The organism is Flavobacterium sp. CG_23.5 (assembly GCF_017875765.1).
GTDB lineage: Bacteria > Bacteroidota > Bacteroidia > Flavobacteriales > Flavobacteriaceae > Flavobacterium.
The window spans coordinates 415,199-432,657 of record NZ_JAGGNA010000001.1; the positions used below are offsets into that span (position 1 = coordinate 415,199).

The 17,459-nt window shown below is 33.2% G+C and carries 12 protein-coding genes; 8 read left to right on the forward strand and 4 right to left on the reverse strand.

Annotation, left to right across the window (positions count from 1 at the left end; all coding sequences use genetic code 11):
• Window positions 1-91: 91 nt before the first annotated feature.
• From porQ to H4V97_RS01715, 7 genes are all read left to right on the forward strand, one after another.
• Window positions 92-1,111 (forward strand): type IX secretion system protein PorQ, encoded by a 1,020-nt coding sequence (gene porQ, locus H4V97_RS01685; protein ID WP_209548746.1) that lies wholly within the window; start codon window positions 92-94, stop codon window positions 1,109-1,111.
• A 7-nt stretch (window positions 1,112-1,118) separates the two neighbouring features.
• Window positions 1,119-1,814, forward strand: a complete 696-nt coding sequence (cmk, locus tag H4V97_RS01690) for a (d)CMP kinase (protein WP_209548747.1) — start codon at window positions 1,119-1,121, stop codon at window positions 1,812-1,814.
• Window positions 1,815-1,889: 75 nt separating this feature from the next.
• The gene (locus H4V97_RS01695; protein WP_209548748.1) at window positions 1,890-3,143 is read left to right on the forward strand and encodes a nucleoside permease; all 1,254 of its coding nucleotides are present in this window, start codon (window positions 1,890-1,892) and stop codon (window positions 3,141-3,143) included.
• 389 nt (window positions 3,144-3,532) lie between these two features.
• The gene (gene rpsA / locus H4V97_RS01700) at window positions 3,533-5,317 is read left to right on the forward strand and encodes a 30S ribosomal protein S1 (protein ID WP_196851343.1); all 1,785 of its coding nucleotides are present in this window, start codon (window positions 3,533-3,535) and stop codon (window positions 5,315-5,317) included.
• Between the two features lie 319 nt (window positions 5,318-5,636).
• The gene (locus H4V97_RS01705) at window positions 5,637-8,276 is read left to right on the forward strand and encodes a gliding motility-associated C-terminal domain-containing protein (RefSeq protein ID WP_209548749.1); all 2,640 of its coding nucleotides are present in this window, start codon (window positions 5,637-5,639) and stop codon (window positions 8,274-8,276) included.
• A gap of 32 nt (window positions 8,277-8,308) precedes the next feature.
• Complete coding sequence (locus H4V97_RS01710; RefSeq protein WP_209548750.1) at window positions 8,309-9,244, forward strand: type IX secretion system membrane protein PorP/SprF; 936 nt, start codon at window positions 8,309-8,311, stop codon at window positions 9,242-9,244.
• Window positions 9,245-9,254: 10 nt separating this feature from the next.
• Window positions 9,255-11,207 (forward strand): OmpA family protein, encoded by a 1,953-nt coding sequence (locus H4V97_RS01715; RefSeq protein WP_209548751.1) that lies wholly within the window; start codon window positions 9,255-9,257, stop codon window positions 11,205-11,207.
• An 85-nt stretch (window positions 11,208-11,292) separates the two neighbouring features.
• On the opposite strand, the gene H4V97_RS01720 is transcribed toward H4V97_RS01715, so the two are convergent.
• From H4V97_RS01720 to H4V97_RS01730, 3 genes are all read right to left on the reverse strand, one after another.
• Window positions 11,293-12,378, reverse strand: coding sequence for a DDE-type integrase/transposase/recombinase (locus tag H4V97_RS01720; RefSeq protein ID WP_196851621.1), 1,086 nt, complete (start codon window positions 12,376-12,378; stop codon window positions 11,293-11,295).
• On the reverse strand, window positions 12,375-12,689 hold the full coding sequence (locus tag H4V97_RS01725; protein ID WP_196851622.1) for a transposase: 315 nt from the start codon (window positions 12,687-12,689) through the stop codon (window positions 12,375-12,377). Before H4V97_RS01725 ends, H4V97_RS01720 begins: the two co-directional genes overlap by 4 nt.
• A 276-nt stretch (window positions 12,690-12,965) precedes the next feature.
• Window positions 12,966-13,904 carry a cation diffusion facilitator family transporter gene (locus tag H4V97_RS01730; RefSeq protein ID WP_209548752.1) on the reverse strand — a complete coding sequence of 313 codons (939 nt, stop codon included), beginning with the start codon at window positions 13,902-13,904 and terminating at the stop codon, window positions 12,966-12,968.
• A gap of 207 nt (window positions 13,905-14,111) precedes the next feature.
• Here H4V97_RS01730 and H4V97_RS01735 point away from each other — a divergent pair, with 207 nt between their 5' ends.
• Window positions 14,112-14,666 carry a fasciclin domain-containing protein gene (locus H4V97_RS01735; RefSeq protein WP_209548753.1) on the forward strand — a complete coding sequence of 185 codons (555 nt, stop codon included), beginning with the start codon at window positions 14,112-14,114 and terminating at the stop codon, window positions 14,664-14,666.
• Window positions 14,667-14,793: 127 nt separating this feature from the next.
• Here H4V97_RS01735 and pheT read toward each other — a convergent pair whose 3' ends face one another.
• Window positions 14,794-17,214, reverse strand: coding sequence for a phenylalanine--tRNA ligase subunit beta (gene pheT / locus H4V97_RS01740; protein ID WP_209548754.1), 2,421 nt, complete (start codon window positions 17,212-17,214; stop codon window positions 14,794-14,796).
• Window positions 17,215-17,459 lie beyond the last annotated feature (245 nt).

Genomic DNA, 17,459 nt, shown 5'->3' on the forward strand with positions numbered 1-17,459 from the left:
GTCGAAACTTCGAAAGGAAAAATGGGATATATATGATTATAATTTTATCTTCGCATTTGCGTTTTACTTTACATCAACAGCCATTTAAAGCATGCTCAAAAAACTTTTATTATTCTCTTTTTTTTCGGTTTGTTCTGTGTCCCACAGTCAAATAGGAGGGAAGCATATTTATCAGTTTTTAAATTTGGTTACCTCGCCAAGACAAGCAGCTTTAGGAGGAAAAGTTATTACCATATATGATGACGATGTGAATCAGGTTAATTTTAATCCTGCAACATTAAATGTAGAGATGGACAATCATCTGGCTTTAAATTATGGGAGCTATTATAAAGAAGTTACTTATGGGACAGCTTCTTATGCTTACACTTATGATCGCCATTTGCAAACTTTTCAAGCAGGCGTAAATTATGTTAATTATGGAAATTTTGAAGGTTATGATGAAAATGGTCAACCTACATCAGAATTTACTGGAAGTGAAATTGCCCTTTCCGTTGGTTATGCCTACAACATTCCAAATACTACCATTCATCTTGGCGCTAATGCAAAATTGATTTCTTCGACTTTAGAGAGTTACAATTCTCTTGGAGGCGCGATTGATTTAGGCGCACTTTTCATCGATGAAAGAAATGATGTGAATTGGGGTTTGGTAATTCGAAATATTGGAACCCAATTCACCACTTATTCGGGTACAAATGAAAAATTACCATTAGAAATTATAGCTGGCGTTTCACAGGAATTATCTAATGTTCCAATTCGCTGGCATCTTACTTTAGAGAATTTGCAACAATGGAATATTTCCTTTTCTAATCCGGAAAGAGCTCAAGGATCAATCGATGGAAGTTCAAGTGAGGAAAAAGTTTCAGTACTAAATAATGGTTTGCGTCATGTGATTGTGGGTGTTGAACTTTTTCCTAAAAAAGCATTCAATTTCCGATTGGGGTATAATTTTCGTAGAGCAGAAGAATTAAGGATTGTAGATCAACGGAATTTCTCTGGGATTTCAGTTGGTTTTGGACTTAAAATGAATAAATTAAAATTTAATTATTCGTATTCTAGATATACATCGGCTGGAAATACGAGTTTGTTTGGATTAACTATTAACTTACAATAATATCATTTTGGATAAAAAAATTACTATCGCAATAGATGGATTCTCTTCAACTGGAAAAAGCACTTTAGCAAAACAACTCGCCAAAAAATTAGGATATGTATATGTAGATACTGGAGCGATGTATCGTGCAGTAACCTTTTTTGCGATGCAAAACGGATACATAAATCCTGATTTTTTTGACAAAGAATCATTAATAAACAGCTTGCCATTTATAAAATTACACTTCAAATTTAATCCTGATTTGGGTTTTGCCGAAATGTATTTAAACGATGTTAATGTAGAAATAGCCATTCGAAAAATCGAAGTTTCAAATTTTGTAAGCAAAGTAGCCGAAGTTTCTGAGGTTCGAACCAAATTAGTGGAGCAACAAAAGGAAATGGGAAAAGATAAAGCGATTGTTATGGATGGCAGAGATATTGGGACTGTAGTTTTTCCTGATGCTGAACTGAAAATATTTATGACGGCAAGTGCAAGTACAAGAGCACAAAGGCGTTTTGATGAGTTGCAACAAAAAGGAGATGATGTAAGCTATGAAGCGGTTTTGAAAAATGTGGAAGAACGCGATTACATTGATACTCATAGAGTTGATTCACCTTTGGTAAAAGCGGATGATGCGATTGAAATTGATAATTCACATCTCAGTCGTGAAGAACAGTTTCAAGTTGTTTTAGATTTAGTAAATGAAATTACTAAAACGCTATAAATATTTGCAAATCTCTTTTTTAATATTAGATTTACGCTTTGTTATTTTTTAAAAATATAAAATACAATTCATCTTATGGGGATTAAAAATAAATTGACGGTAATGAGTTTTCTTCAATTCTTTGTTTGGGGAGCGTGGTTGATTACTGTTGGAAATTATTGGTTTGGTACAAAACAATGGAGCGGAGCCGAATTTGGAGCCGTTTTTTCAACTCTTGGGATTTCTTCGATAATAATGCCTGCAATTACGGGGATTATAGCTGACAGATGGATCAATGCCGAGAAATTATATGGAATACTACATATTTTAGGTGGTTTAGCGATCTGCTATATTCCGCAGGTGGATAATCCTACTACTTTTTATTGGGTAATATTTGCAGCAATGCTGTGTTATATGCCTACAATTTCTTTGTCAAATTCAGTTGCTTATAACATATTGAAAAACAACAATTTTGATGTGGTTAAAGTTTTTCCTCCTATTCGAGTTTGGGGAACAATTGGGTTTATTGTTGCGATGTGGATTACTAATTTATCAGGAAATAAAGCATCTGCTAATATGTTTTATATTTCAGCCTTTGCGTCTTTCGTTTTAGGGATTTATTCTTTTGCGTTGCCAAAATGTCCACCACAAAAATTAATTGCCGAGGATTCTACTTTCGCTAAAAAATTAGGGTTGGATGCATTTAAGTTGTTTGGAACCTATAAAATGGCATTGTTTTTCATTTTTTCTATGTTTTTGGGCGGTGCGTTGCAACTGACAAATATGTACGGTGATACTTATTTATCTGAATTTGCAAATGTTCCTCAATATGCAGATTCTTTTGTGGTAAAATATTCTACAATTATCATGTCTATTTCTCAAATTTCGGAAACCTTGTTCATTTTGGCCATTCCATTTTTCTTAAAAAGATTTGGAATAAAACAAGTAATGCTGATTTCAATGTTGGCATGGGTTTTACGTTTTGGATTGTTTGCTTATGGAAATCCAGCTGATGGGCTATGGATGATTGTTATGTCTTGTGTTGTTTATGGAATGGCATTTGATTTTTTCAATATTTCAGGTTCATTATTTATTGAAACCACTACCGACTCTAGAATTCGTTCTAGTGCTCAAGGATTATTTATGATGATGTCTAATGGTTTTGGTGCTTTCTTTGGCGGAATAGTTAGTGGAATTGTAATCGATAAATTTTTCACACATGATGGGGTTAGGGATTGGCATAACATTTGGCTTTCGTTTGCCGGATATGCTTTAATTATCGCGGTTGCTTTTGCTGTTTTGTTCAAGCACAAGCATTATCCAGAAGATGTTTCTAAAGTGAGTCACTAAAAAGCGGCAGATAATAAATAGAAACCGATAACTGAAAAATAGTTATCGGTTTTTTTTATGTTTATAAATACGGATTAAAGTAAATTAGCCCCGAGTGAAGCGGCATCCTTTTATATAGCTTCCAGCCTTTTGAAGGCTGGAAGCTATATAAAAGATACAGCGGAAAGCGGGAGCAGAGTTCTTGAAAATCGCAAAATGTTCTGCTCCTAATAATCAACTGATTATCACAATATAAATATTTTGCTATTTAAGATAAAAGTGTTACTTTTGCAGTCCTTTTGGTGAATAAGAGTTTCCTTTAGGGTTCAACTAATTATACAAACAACTTCTGTTGTTTTCTAGCACATTAAGAAACTCGAGAGAATACAGAATACAAATTTTTAATCAGCATGTCTGAACAAGTAAAATCACAAGAAGAGTTTTTAGCAAATTTTAACTGGCACAATTTCGAAGAAGGTATTGATGCTGTTGATGAGAAAAACTTATTAGAATTCGAAGAACTAGTTTCAAAAACATTTATCGCTACTGATCAAGAAGAAGTGGTTGATGGTACAGTTGTTAGAATTACAGATAGAGACGTTATCGTTGATATCAACGCAAAATCGGAAGGTGTTATTTCATTGAATGAATTCCGTTACAACCCAGCATTAAAAGTAGGTGATACTGTTGAAGTATTAATTGACATCCGTGAGGATAAAACAGGTCAATTAGTATTATCTCACAGAAAAGCACGTACTATCAAATCATGGGATAGAGTTATTTCGGCGAACGAAACAGGAGAAATCGTTAATGGTTTTGTAAAATGCAGAACTAAAGGTGGTATGATCGTTGACGTTTTCGGAATTGAAGCGTTTTTACCAGGATCTCAAATTGATGTTAAACCAATTAGAGACTACGATGTATATGTAAACAAAATGATGGAATTCAAAGTGGTAAAAATTAACCACGAATTCAAAAATGTTGTTGTTTCTCATAAAGCGCTTATTGAAGCGGATATCGAAATCCAGAAAAAAGAAATCATCGGTCAATTACAAAAAGGACAAGTATTAGAAGGTGTTGTTAAAAACATTACTTCTTATGGTGTCTTTATTGACCTAGGTGGAGTTGATGGATTGATTCACATTACTGACCTTTCTTGGTCAAGAATCAACCACCCATCTGAAGTTCTTGAATTAGATCAAAAATTAAATGTTGTAATCCTTGATTTCGATGATGAGAAAACAAGAATTCAATTAGGATTGAAACAATTGAACGCTCACCCTTGGGATGCTCTAGATGCTAAATTAGCAATTGGAGACAAAGTAAAAGGTAAAGTAGTTGTAATCGCTGATTATGGTGCATTTATCGAAGTTGCTGAAGGTGTTGAAGGTTTGATCCACGTTTCTGAAATGTCTTGGTCTACTCATTTACGTTCTGCTCAAGATTTCGTAAAAGTAGGAGATGTTGTTGAAGCAGTTATCTTAACTTTAGACAGAGATGACCGCAAAATGTCATTAGGTATCAAACAATTGTCTCAAGATCCTTGGACTGATATCACTTCTAAATACCCAGTAGGTTCTAAACATACAGGTATCGTTAGAAACTTTACAAACTTTGGTATTTTCGTAGAATTAGAAGAAGGAATTGATGGATTAATTTACATCTCTGACTTATCTTGGACTAAGAAAATCAAACACCCATCTGAATTTGTAAACGTTGGTGAGAAACTTGATGTAGTAGTATTAGAATTAGATGTTGAAGGACGTAAATTATCTTTAGGTCACAAACAAACTACTGCTAATCCTTGGGATCAGTATGAAGATTCTTTCGCTGTAGGAACTATCCACAACGGTGAAATTTCTGAAATCGTTGACAAAGGAGCTACTGTAGAATTCGGAGATGATATCGTTGCTTTCATTCCTACTCGTCACCTTGAAAAAGAAGATGGTAAGAAATTGAAAAAAGGAGAATCAGCTGATTTCAAAGTAATCGAATTCAACAAAGAATTTAAAAGAGTAGTTGCATCTCACACTGCTATCTTCCGTGAAGAAGAAGAGAAAAATGTGAAAACTGCAACTGAAAATACTTCATCTGCATCTTCATCTGCAAATGCACCAGCTGCTGCAACTTTAGGTGATAACAATGATGTATTAGCAGCATTGAAAGCTAAAATGGAAAAATCAGAGAAAAAATAATTCTCAATATTTCTTAAATAGTAAAAAGCCTCACAGTAATGTGAGGCTTTTTTTATGTTTAATTATCTATTTTCGATATTTTATTTCCATTCGGCAAAAATAAATGTTGTATGAAGTCAATTTGTATCCGATCTTATTGTTCAGATTTTATTCACAAATCTTTTTTTAGTTGTCAGACAGCCAGAATGAAGCCGTTTTTTCTATTTCTAATTTCTAATTCTCATCAATAATTAGATTGCTGCGATTATTAGGTTTTATTTCTAAAAAAGAATATTAATCTAATAATTAGCTTATTTTTGAATTAAATTAAGAAATTTTTATGAATTTAAAAATACTTTTACCATCAAAACAGCTCTTTCTACTTTTTCTATATATCCTAGTTTTCTTTTTTTCGGTAACAAAAACCAATGCACAATGCGCAGGAAAAGATAACAGCATTACAGTTTGTGATATTCCAAATCCAAGTAGCAAGTCAATCAATCTTTTTAACCTTTTAGGAGCCCATACGAATGGCGGAATTTGGAAAGATAATCTTAAATCAGGCGGATTAAATCTTTTTACAGGAATATTGAACGCACAAGTTATTCGTTCTAGTGGTGTTTATACTTATACCTATACCATTGATAATGTTAGTGGTTGTAAAGACTCTGCTACCATAAGTGTCACGATAGGAGCATATTCTGGAATTACAAGCCCAAATGTTTCTGTTTGCAGTGATAATCTCAATTTTAATTTGTTTCATGCATTTGATGGAAATTATCTCAACCCACAATCTGGGGGAAAATGGATTGACAACAATAATACAAACGCGTTAACGGGAAATCTACTTAATGCTGAAATTGCTGGAGTAGGAAGTTATTCTTTCACTTATACCGTGCCGGCAATAGGAACTTGCCCTGCGCAATCTTCAAACACTTATGTTACTATTTATCCTGCTCCAAATCCTGGAATTGCTGCCAATTTATTATTATGTAATACTGATAATTTGGCGTTATACAGTAATTTAAATTTGAAAGACAAATTGACTGGAGAAGATCCTAATGGTACTTGGGCAGAATCCAGTACTAACGAACTATCAAGTCGTTTTGATTCAATTGTGGATGTTCAGCATATCTATAATACTTTTGGGGCTGGAGTTTATAATTTTAGTTATTCGGTTTTGCCAACAAACCCTATTTGTGATATTAAAACATCTGTTGTAAGTATCATTATAGAAGAGCTACTCGATTTCACTGGAGCTAATTTTGTAATAAACTCGGATATTTGTGAAAACGAAATTGGTACGGCTACCTATAAAGCTGTTTTAAATCAGGGAACTAAAAAAATACCTAATGGCAGTTATTACGTCACGTATGAAATTGCAGGAATTTCATCAACGGTTACGAATACTTCAGTGGCAGATTTTAGTAATGGCGTTTTAGTTTTTGATATAAACCGAATTTATTTTCCGCAAGTTGACAATTACACTGTCAGTATAAAAAAGGTAGTAAAGACGGGAAGTTTTGGTGCCTGTAACAATATAATTGGAACTATTTCAGATGTTCTTCATGTTTATCCATTACCAAGAATCAACAATGCAACGCTAGCCATCGATCCTGTATGTAAAGGCTTTGGTGCGACAGTTAAAATTTCTGGAGATACAAATTTAACGGATGGGAATTATAGTGTTGTTTATGATTTATCAGGAAGCAATTCAGCCGTTGCCCAGCGAACGGTTTGTGCCGTTACCAATGGATTTGGGAGTTTTATTATTCCGGCTAACTTAATTCCTAAAGTTGGGGATTGCAAAATTTTAAATACAAATATTACAAATTTAACTACTGGTTGTACTAATACGTCAAATTTATCTAAAGCATTTGTAATAAAACCGTTACCCGAAGTTCCAAACCTTACGCTAGATATAAAAGATGTTTGTCAAAACCAGCCCATTTCGGTAGTACTTGCAGGATTAGGTACTTTGACGAATGTTACCCTTAATTATAATCTTACAGGATCCAATTCGGGGACAAACCAAACAGTAACGATAGCTGTAGATAAGGGTAATGCAAATTTCACTATTCCTGCTGTTTTTCTTGCCAATGCCGGAATAACATCTTTTGTTATCAATGACTTAATTGACAATGCCAACGGCTGTGGAGCTATGATTAGTAATGGTACCAAGAGTTTTACGATCAATCCAAATCCAAATGTACCAATAGTAAGCAATTTAAATTTTTGTAAAAATGAAAATAAAACAGTTGCAAATTTATTGCCAAACGGAAGTAAGTTCCAATGGTTTGATTCATTAACAAGTACAACTATTTTAGGTAACAGCACTCTTTTGGCTTCTAAAAATTATTACGTGAAAGAGGTGAATGCAACTACTGGATGTGAATCTGGGCGAGCAGTGGTTAATGTTACACTAAATGAAGTACAACCTCCAATACTAATCCAAGACGGACAAAACTTTTGCGGTTTAGACAAACCTACTTTGCAAAGTTTGACTGCTAATACTCTTACTAACGGAACCATAACTTGGTTTGACGCTGCTGCAAATGGCGCGAAATTACCATCAACAGAATTGCTTAAAGAAGGATATACTTATTACGGATTCGATTTTTCCAATACCACAAACTGTTATTCGAACGTGTTGGCAGTTACAGTATCGCTCACCAATTGTATTCTGCCAAATAAATTATTTATTCCTGACGGGTTTTCTCCAAACGGCGATACTGTCAATGAAACTTTCAAGATTCCAAATATTGAATTTCTATTTCCTGACTATTCGTTGGAAATTTATAATAGATACGGAAATTTAATGTACACAGGCAATAAAAATAAGCCAAATTGGGATGGGAAAAATTCCGATTCAAAAATTGCAATTGATGGATTTGCACCAAACGGAATTTATTTTTATATAATCAATTATAATAAAGACAACAAATCACCTGAGCAAGGTCGACTTTATCTGAACCGATAAATATTCTTTATTACTTTAAACTTAAATTTCAAATGAAAAAAACCATACTATTTGTAAGTTTTTTATTTTTTATAACTAATTCCTCAGCACAACAAGACCCGCAATATACTCAATATATGTATAATATGAACGTGGTAAATCCTGCCTATGCTACAGGTATGCAATCAATGTTAGATATAGGTACAATGTATAGAACACAGTGGGTTGGAACGGTTGGTGCTCCAAAAACACTGACTCTTTTTGCACATATGCCAATCGACAAAAAAATAGAAATGGGTTTTTCATTGGTTTCTGATCATATTGGAGATGGTGCAAAAAAAGAAGATAATTTTTCTGCAGATTTTGCATACGTACTTCAATTGAATAATTCACATCGTCTTTCCTTAGGATTAAAAGCTGGCTTTACAACATTTAAAACTAATTTCAATGGGTTTGTATTTGAAAGTGGTGATGCTTCAACAGATCTTGCTTTTTCCGAAGACGTCAATAAAACACTTCCAAATATTGGAGTAGGAGCATTTTATTTTACCGATAGATATTATATAGGTTTATCTGCTCCAAATTTACTTTCTTCAAAAAAAATTGAAGAGCGTTCTGGAATTTATGCATTTGGTTCAGAAAATATCCATGCTTTTTTTAGCGGAGGCTATGTCTTTACGCTGTCAGATTCATTCAAATTAAAACCGGCCTTTATGTCAAAATTCGTGAAAGGAGCACCGGTAACTTTAGATATTTCTACCAACCTGTTGTATAATGAAAAATTTGAGTTTGGTGCAGCTTACAGGTTTGGAGATGCGGTAAGCGCTTTAATGAATGTAAAGGTAACCCCGATAATTAGAGTGGGTTATGCCTATGATTACACGATTTCTAATCTGGGACAGTTTAATTCAGGGACTCATGAAATTTTTATATTATTCAATTTAGATTTATTAAGCAAAGGATATGATAAATCACCGAGGTTCTTCTAAAAAAATAAACATGAAAAGAGTATTTCTAATTTTAATTGTATTTTCAATACAGCTTATAAATGCCCAAACTCAGGACTTACAAAGAGCCAAACGCTTTTTTGAACGGACTTTTTACAGCGAAGCAATCCCTTTGTATGAGAATATCATTCAAGAAAATCGCTCTATTGATGTGGTGAAAAACTTGGCGGATTGTTATTATTACACCAATGATTATGTGAATGCACACAAAGAGTATCGTTTTTTGATTACCAGATTCAATAAAGATCTTGAAGAGGAATACTACTTCAAATACTCTCAAACATTGAAAGCAACAGGGAATTACGAAGAATCAAATGCGCTTATCCGAGTTTATCTCTCTGGTTCAAATAACAAACAAGCCTTGCTTGATTTTGAAAAAGAAAATGCTGAACTTGAAAATGTATCAGCAATAGGAAATAGATTCGAAATAAAAAATCTGGCAATAAATTCTGTAAATTCAGAGTTTGGTGCAGTCAAAGAAGGTGAAAATGTGATTTTTTCAGGAGTCAAAAAAAAATCAGCAATGTTTGACAAAACATACAAGTGGAATAATGAAGGCTATCTGGATTTAGTTTCAATTCCTTTAAAAAATGTCGATTCAGCCGATTCAATTGTAAATGATTTTTCAAAAGAGTTGAACACAGCAATGCATGAGGCAAGTGCTATTTTTACAAAAGACGGAAAAACAATTTATTTCACCAGAAATAATTTTAAAAAAGGAAAAAGAGGTAAAAACACAGATAAGATTTCGAACCTTCAAATTTTTAAAGCAGAATTCATAGATAAAAAGTGGACAAATATAATTTCACTACCATTCAATAGTGATGACTATTCTACAGAACATCCCGCGCTGAGTGTTGATGAAAAAACATTGTATTTTGCATCAGATATGCCTGGTACTTTGGGTTCATTTGATATTTTTTGCGTAGCTATAAATGGAGGAGCTTTTGGAACTCCAAAAAATTTAGGGAACAAAATTAATACAAATAAAAAGGAGCAATTTCCTTTTATATCGAAAGACAACAAATTGTATTTTTCTTCTAATGGACATGCAGGTTATGGGTCGTTGGATGTTTTTGTCTCCGAAATACAAGACAATATGTTCTCCAAACCTATGAATATTGGATTGCCTGTAAATTCTGGTTATGACGATTTTTCTTTTACTATTGATTCGGATTCAAAAGAAGGTTATTTATCATCTAACAGATTGGGTGGAAAAGGCGGCGATGACATATACGCACTTAAAGAAATAAAGCCTTTACTAATCGAAGATTGCTTGCAATTTATCACTGGAATCATTACAGATGTGGATTCAAAATTGCCATTAGAGAATGCATTAGTTAGTTTGCAAAATGACAAAAAGGTGGAAATCCAAAACACTATGACTTCACAAGATGGAAAATTCAGTTTTAGCGTTGCTTGTGAAACCAGTTATTCGGTTTTTGCATCCAAAGAAAATTATACAAAGGATTTAAAATCATTTAAACTTAAAAAAGAAAGAAATAAAACTAGTGATGCTTCCATGTCTTTGAAAACCTTGGAAACAATCAAAAACGAAGAGCAAATTGCCCTTCAACAGTTGGAGAAAGACAAGCAAATTGTAGCTAAAAAAGAAACAGAGAATGCATCAATTAAGGAAAAAGAAAAAATAGAACATATTATCGCAAAAGAAAAAGATATTGTAAAAGTTAGAGACCGATTGCTAATTAAGACAGATCCTATCTATTTTGATTATGATTTATGGTATATCCGTAAAGAATCCAAACCAATCTTAAATCGAGTTATAGAGTTAATGAAAAAGTACCCTAATATGGTTGTAGAAATTGGTTCGCATACTGATAATAGAGGCAATAGCAATTATAATATGAATCTTTCTTCTAATAGAGCGGAGTCAACAAAAGAGTATTTTATTAATGAAGGAATTGCCACTGGTTTAGCCCCCTAATAATCGGACTTTAACATTTTAAGTTTTACAAACATACGCAATTAGTCAATATCTTTGTCTTGCAAGGAACAAACGAAGGCGAGTTTTACACCGATGTTTGTAGAAATGTTTCAGGCCTGGTCATTTCGATTTCACTAAAATTTAGTTCACCCACAAAAAAAGGCGGAATCTCTAAATTTTGCAAGGAACTGCACTTCAGACTCGTATTGCCCGATATTTGTTGGTATGGGATTTTGAGTTTGAATGTTATTTTTCGTTTTATTTCATCTCTTTTTTGTTCGATTAGCCCTTTATTCCAGCATTCTAAAAAGATATTTGGAGGTAAATTACAAACTGAGGAATGTAGACGTTCATTATTGTATTTCTCATAAAAAATGGTCAAAACACCTTCCAATTCATCGATTGTCCAAAAATGAAAAGGTCTTAGTTTTTTTGCTAAAATAGCATGAAAACTCTCAATATGTCCATTTTCCTGTGGGGTATATGGATGTGTAAAGACTTGATTCAGGTAGTTATCTTTGAAGAAATTTTGAATCATTTTTGCCGAAAATCGACTGTCATTATCATTGCGAACCTCAATATGAATCCCTTTTTCTAGGCAATTATTTGGTTGTAAATGATTTATTATAATATGTTCCCATGCCCTTTTAACATCTTCTTTTTTGATGGAATAGGCAACCGTCCAATGCAAAACAAGTCTGGTAAAAGTGTCAATAGTTGTTAGCACATAGCTATGCATTTTATACTCCTCGACCCACACAAATTTAATGTCCATTTCCAAAACTTCAAAGGGCTGACTTGGAAAAACCTTACGGTATTTTACCCTGGTTTTACTAGGCTTTTGATGTTGTTCCTTCAATAATTGTGCGCCTTTCATCAATCGATATACTTTCTTATGATTAATATCGTAACCCATCAGTTGTAATCTAGTTTCCATTTTCCGATGACCATAATCTGTGTCGAGATCTTGATGAGCTTGCTTTATTTCTTCAATAATCACATCATTTGAAACTTCAAATTTTTGCCCGTACTTGTCAGTGTAAAAAGTCGTCGTAGAAGGACTTCTTCCTTGATTAGTCCGCTTGTTTTGATAATAATACTGGTGCTTGGTTATTGCTGAAATTTGAAATGCTACTTCTTTCTTCAAGCCCTGAAAAATGTAGCCTCTCACGAGTTCCTTTTTTTCTCCAAGGCGAATTTCTTTTTTAGCAATTCGTCTTTTAACTTGCCTTCAAGCTCTTTTTGAATAACAATTTCTTTGAGTAGCTTGTTTTCTTTTTCCAGTTCTCTGATTCGTTTAAGCTGCGCGGGGGTCATTCCATGTGCGAAGCCCTCTTCGCCCATAGTATCCATCTTCTTCTTCCATGAGTAATAACTCGCAGGAAATACCGAATATTTCTCTAATGTAGGTTTAACACCTTGTTCTGAAGCTTCCTTTATGATCTTTAGCTTCTCTTCTTTGGTAAATTTTCTCTTTTCCATCGTACAAAATTATAGATTTCTATTTATAATTGTGTCCGATTATTTAAGGGGCTGAAACACCACAAACAGAATCATCGCTAAAGGTTACGGAGAATCTGTTCAAATTATAAAATGTGAACCTAGTGAATCTTGTATGGAAGAACAGCATGAACTAAATAGACGTAGTGAATTTGTAATTAAAAGTTTATAGATAATCAACGTAGTAATTTTAGAGGTTTTTAAATAGTAAAGTCCACAGCAATGTGGACTTTTTCTATAGTTAAATTTCTTCTGTTATTATTTCCATTCTTCTGAATCCGGTTCTACATAAAGCCATTTTACTTCAGGTCTTAAGGATCTGAGTTCATTTTCAAAATGGTTTATCAAGCGACTAATTGATTGCGTGTTAAGATCAGGACTACATTTTATTTTTATACAGACTAAAACTTCCCCTGGACCTTGTTGAATAGTCCTGCAATTTAGAAGTTGAGTAATGTGCAGTTCTTTTTCGATTATAGCTTCAATCGTTTCCAGGATAATTGAATCTGCACTTTCACCGATTAAAAGTGATTTTACTTCGACCGCAAGAAAAATTGCGACTAAAATTAAAACAATACCAATTGCCAGCGAACCAATGGCATCATAACGGCTATCACCAGTATAATAGGAAGCTAATAATGCCGTAAGAGCTAAAAAAAGACCAATTACCGCTGCGGAATTCTCACCGAAAATCACAATTAAATCACTGTCTTTTGTAGTGCGCAAATAACTAAAGAAACCGCCATTCCCTTTTCTTCTATTAAGTTCCACTATATTGGAGTAGGTGGCGTACCCTTCTAATCCTATGGCGAAAAGAAGAATACCAATTCCCCATGCGATTTCGTGAACGGGTTCAGGCGTGTTATACTTATGAATTCCTTCGTAGATGGAGAACATTCCTCCAATAGAAAATAGGAGCATAGCCACCATAAAAGACCAAAAATAAACAGACATTCCGTAACCAAAAGGATGTTGTTCATCGGCTGGTCGACTGGATTGTTTCATGCCTAAAAGCAATAAAACCTGATTGGCACAATCTGCAGAAGAATGTATAGTTTCTGCTAGCATCGCACCCGATCCAGTCATAAAAGCAGCGAATCCCTTAGCAACTACAATAATAACGTTTACTAAAAGGCTTTGAATGATATGATTTGAACTCTTTTTATCCTGAATAATAGCTTGAGAATTTTTCTCCATTTTGACTTATAATTTAATGCATTAAAAATAAGTATATATTGAGTAACTAAATAATAGATTTATAAAAATAAAATATTTTCTTGAAGCGTAAATTTTTTAGGTTTTATCTATTTGATAAATAAGTATTTATAAAATACTTTCGTTTTTTTAAAACCAAAAGCAATCTAACTGCGTAAATGCCTTTATATAACTTTAATAATAGATTTTATGAAAACTAGAAAAATTTTATCGATTGCATTATTTGCATTAGTATTTGGAGCAACTTCTTTCGCTCAAAAAAGTGTTATGGTTGGTGGTGCTGCTATGTATCCAACAAAAAACATTATTGAAAATGCGGTAAACTCAAAAGACCACACCACATTAGTAGCAGCTGTAAAAGCAGCCGGATTAGTTGAAACTTTACAAGGCAAAGGTCCATTCACGGTTTTTGCTCCAACAAATGTTGCTTTTGATAAATTACCAAAAGGAACTGTTGAGACCTTATTGAAACCAGAAAACATGAAAATGTTGCAAACTATTTTAACGTATCACGTTGTTGCTGGAAAAATGAATTTAACTGCAATTGCAAAAGCAATCAAAATGGGGAATGGAAAAGCAATGTTGAAAACAGTTAGCGGTGGAACACTTACTGCATGGATGAAAGGTAAAAAATTATATATTACTGATGAAAATGGAAAATCAGCAAAAGTTACAATTGCAAATGTTAATCAATCAAATGGTGTAATCCATGTTGTAAATGCAGTTTTATTGCCAAAAAAATAAACTATTTGATTTAAGGTTGAGAATTGTTTATTGAGAAAGCCTGGCCAATTGGTCAGGCTTTTTGCCGCAAAAAAAATCCTAATTCTCAATTCAGAATTAGGATTTTTTACATTTATAAAAATAAAATCTATCTTAAACTTGCGCCAAGTTCAGTTTCAAAATTCTTTTGTAATTTGTTCATTATTTTATCAATTTGCACATCCGTCAAGGTTTTTGAATTGTCTTGGATAATAAAGCTTAACGCATATGATTTTTTACCTTCCGGAAGATTCTGTCCTTCGTATACATCAAATAAATTAATGTCTTTCAATAGGGTTTTCTCCGTTTGTCGTGCAATTGAATAAATACTGTCATAAGTTACATTTTGATCAATTAACAAAGCTAAATCTCTACGTACTTCTGGATATTTAGGAATCTCAGTATATTTTATTTTTGTTGAAATCATTTTTAGGACTAAGGCCCAATTGAAATCAGCAAAAAATACTTCTTGCTTTATTCCAAAACTTTTCAATATTGATTTTTTTACCACACCTAATTCCACAAGAATTTCATCACCAAAACCAATAGCAATTCCTTCTGAAAATACATCAGAGGTAACTGGTAGATTTTGTGTTTTTTGAATACCTAATCTTGAAAGAATAGCGTTTACGTAACCCTTGAATAAAAAGAAATCAGAAGGTTTTTGCGCATTTGTCCAACTCTCTTGGTTTCTGTTTCCAGAAAGAAATAAGGTTAAATGTTTACGTTCTTCATAACCTGAAGGCAAATTATGATATGTTTTTCCAAATTCAAATAATTTTAAATCGGAATTTTTACGATTGATATTGTATGAAATCGCTTCTAAGCCTGAAAATAATAAGGATTGACGCATTGTTGCCAAATCATTACTCAAAGGATTAAGCATGGTGACATTGTGCGCTGAATTTAAAACTTCAGAAAGCTCAACATACGATGCCGTAGTCAATGAATTGGCCATCATTTCATTAAAACCTTGCGAGTTCAATTGTGTGGCAACACTATTTTGTATTTTATAATCTTCGTTTCTTGGTGAGTTAGAAACAGTAGCATTTAATTTTTTAGAAAAATTAATATTGTTATAACCGTACACTCTTAGGATTTCTTCAATAACATCGATTTCTCTTTGAACATCGACACGGTAAGCAGGAATAGTTAATCCCAATCCGGCATCAGAAACACTATTTACTTTAATGTCCAAAGAAACTAAAATTTTCTTAATAGTGTCTTTTGATATTTCCTGACCGATAATTTTATTAACATTACTGAAGTTTACAAAAACTGAAAAATCCTCAATTTTCTTTGGATACATATCAACCATATCCGAAGTAATTTCTCCGCCTGCCACTTCTTTAATTAATAAAGCAGCACGTTTCAATGCGTAAGCTGTAATTGTTGGGTCAATACCTCTTTCAAAACGAAATGAAGCATCAGTATTCAATTGATGTCTTTTTGCTGTTTTACGAATACTCACAGGATTAAAATAGGCACTTTCTAAGAAAATTGAATTAGTGTTTTCTGATACTCCTGATTTTTTTCCTCCAAAAACTCCTGCAATGCACAAAGGTCCTTTTTCATCGCAAATCATCAAATCTTCTTCGTGCAATGTTCTTTCAACATCATCGAGTGTAGTAAATTTAGTGCCTGCAGGAAGTGTTTGTACAATTATTTTTCCGTTTATTTTTGAAGCGTCAAAAGCGTGTAACGGCTGACCTAATTCGTGTAAAACATAATTAGTTACATCAATAATATTATTTTTTGGATTTAATCCAATAGCTTTTAATCGGTTTTGTAACCATTCTGGTGACGGTTTTATAGTAATTCCAGAAATAGTGACACCACAATATCTAGGAGCCAGTTTAGACTCTTTTACATCAATGTCAATTTTCAATGTTCTTTTATCAACTCTAAAATTACTTACTGAAGGAGTGATCAATTCAACACTCACGCCACTTTGTAACATTCCGGCTCTTAAATCACGGGCAGTCCCTAAATGACTCATTGCATCGGCACGATTAGGTGTCAACCCAATTTCGAATACTTCATCATTTTCAATTTTAAAAACTGTCGCGGCAGGAGTTCCCGCTTTTAGAGTATCGTCAAGAACCATAATTCCATCATGACTTTCACCGAGACCTAATTCATCTTCGGCGCAAATCATTCCGTGACTTTCCTGTCCTCGTATTTTTCCTTTTTTAATCGAAAAAGCAACACCATCTTTATCATATAATGTTGTACCAATGGTAGCTACCGGTACTTTTTGTCCTGCGGCCACATTACTGGCGCCACAAACAATTTGAACTGGAATCCCATCACCTAAATCAACTGTTGTTATTTTTAGTCTGTCCGCATCGGGATGTTGAATACAGGTAAGCACATGTCCTACAACAATGCCTTCTAGTCCGCCTTTTACCGATTGGTATTTTTCAACAATTTCTACTTCAAGACCTAAATCTGTTAGTAGCGCTGCTGTTTCTTCGGATTTCCAGTCAATTTTAATGAATTGTTTTAACCAGTTGTAAGATATTTTCATCTGTCAATTTTAATGAGAATGCAAATATAAGGATTGCAGGTTGGAGTAAGAAACAATTTTTTTGGTTTTTTATAACTGATTTATCACATTTTACTGTTATTAAAAATAAGAATTTACTAGTTTTAAATATAAATATATAAGAATTAAATAATAAAATAACGTTAAAAAAACACATATGAAAATTTAATGCTATCACTTGAATGAATTGTGCTATTCGAATGACTTGAATGATCCTAAATTTGAGA

Bases quoted from the DNA above. Each gene is read 5' to 3' on its own strand.
- porQ (WP_209548746.1), top strand. From the start codon at position 92: ATGCTCAAAAAACTTTTATTATTCTCTTTTTTTTCGGTTTGTTCTGTG.
- H4V97_RS01695 (WP_209548748.1), top strand. From the start codon at position 1,890: ATGGGGATTAAAAATAAATTGACGGTAATGAGTTTTCTTCAATTCTTT.
- rpsA (WP_196851343.1), top strand. From the start codon at position 3,533: ATGTCTGAACAAGTAAAATCACAAGAAGAGTTTTTAGCAAATTTTAAC.
- H4V97_RS01705 (WP_209548749.1), top strand. From the start codon at position 5,637: ATGAATTTAAAAATACTTTTACCATCAAAACAGCTCTTTCTACTTTTT.
- H4V97_RS01710 (WP_209548750.1), top strand. From the start codon at position 8,309: ATGAAAAAAACCATACTATTTGTAAGTTTTTTATTTTTTATAACTAAT.
- H4V97_RS01715 (WP_209548751.1), top strand. From the start codon at position 9,255: ATGAAAAGAGTATTTCTAATTTTAATTGTATTTTCAATACAGCTTATA.
- H4V97_RS01725 (WP_196851622.1), bottom strand. From the start codon at position 12,689: ATGGAAAAGAGAAAATTTACCAAAGAAGAGAAGCTAAAGATCATAAAG.
- H4V97_RS01730 (WP_209548752.1), bottom strand. From the start codon at position 13,904: ATGGAGAAAAATTCTCAAGCTATTATTCAGGATAAAAAGAGTTCAAAT.
- H4V97_RS01735 (WP_209548753.1), top strand. From the start codon at position 14,112: ATGAAAACTAGAAAAATTTTATCGATTGCATTATTTGCATTAGTATTT.
- pheT (WP_209548754.1), bottom strand. From the start codon at position 17,214: ATGAAAATATCTTACAACTGGTTAAAACAATTCATTAAAATTGACTGG.